The following is a 1,206-nucleotide window of genomic DNA, read 5'->3' as shown; positions in this document are numbered from 1 at the left end:
ATCTAGGAAAGGAAAAGACGCCTCCATAAGTCGTGTTACTGCTCTAACAGTATCACCGGAGACGTCTTCCCAATCACCATGGTCATTGTATCAAATTACACGTTGGAGCTCAAGGAATTAGAGACCAGCGTTTTTTGTTAGGTGTGCGGAGAAAGCAATATGTCCTTGCTGTGACGGGAATCTATCTGTGAAAGGCAGTCGGAAGCGAGCTTGGTATAAGAGTTGCGGTGAACGAGCAAAGCTCATCATACGTAGGCTTTACTGTGAGCGGTGCCGCTGTATTCATCATGAATTGCCAGATCTGCTCATTCCATATAGACGCTACGATGCTAGCAGCATCGAGAACGTTCTCACGGAGAAGGTTCGGAACGTCGTTGCAGCAGACGACTCTACCATCGCAAGATGGAGAACATGGTTTCTGGTCTGGAGCGTGTACGCCGTGGGATGTCTAGCCGCTATCGCTACTCGGTTTAACTTGCCTGTGAGATGTTCGTCCACTCCCTCTCAGTCTGCACACCAAGAAATCGGACGCTATGTGGAAATAGAAGGCGGTTGGCTGAGCCGAGCTGTCCGACGTATCACGAATTCGCTGTTTTGGGTACAGACCCGTTCTGCATTCTTGTCCGCACGCTCTTAAGCTACACTCATGCTAAATCCGAATTGGGGAGGCATGAGAGATGAAAGATCAGCAAAAAGCAGAGGACCTGGCTGCACAGCGAGTACAATGGTTATCCCCCTTACTCGCTTCAGGCTTAGATGCAGCCAAGGCGAGTCAATTAAAGCTGTCCATTTGTGAGCAAACAGGGCTGTCTGAGCGCACCATCCGGCGTTATTTGGCCAACTATCGGGCAAACGGGTTTAGTGGACTGAAACCAAAACCAAAACAAAGAAAGTCAGAAACGGATGCCATTCCTGCCGCTCTACTTGAACAAGCTATTCTTCTTCGACGTGAAGTTCCAAGCCGCAGTGTGAGCCAAATCATTCAGATTCTAGAATGGGAAGAAAAAGCTAGGCCGGGTCAATTGAAGCGAAGCACGCTGCAAGAGAAGCTGACCGCAAAGGGTTACAGTTCCAGGCAAATGCGAATGTATGCCGGCGGTGGAACAGCTGCTCGCCGCTTTCAGAAACAGCATCGCAACAGCTTGTGGCAGAGCGACATCAAGTATGGGCCCCATCTGCCCCTTGGACCAGGCGGCACGAGCAAAC

2 protein-coding genes are annotated in these 1,206 nt (G+C 50.3%); both read left to right on the top strand.

Features of this window, described 5'->3' with window-relative positions; translation table 11 throughout:
- Positions 1 to 187 precede the first annotated feature (187 nt).
- On the top strand, positions 188 to 637 hold the full coding sequence (locus AC2TDN_RS26475; RefSeq protein ID WP_484690730.1) for a DUF6431 domain-containing protein: 450 nt from the start codon (positions 188 to 190) through the stop codon (positions 635 to 637).
- Positions 638 to 677: 40 nt separating this feature from the next.
- Positions 678 to 1,206, top strand: a 529-nt coding sequence (locus AC2TDN_RS26470; protein WP_484690729.1) for a helix-turn-helix domain-containing protein, incomplete at its 3' end; no start/stop codon positions are given.

The sequence above is a fragment of the Paenibacillus sp. Y660 genome, from assembly GCF_057221575.1.
This window is presented reverse-complemented; position numbering and strand designations above follow the sequence as displayed.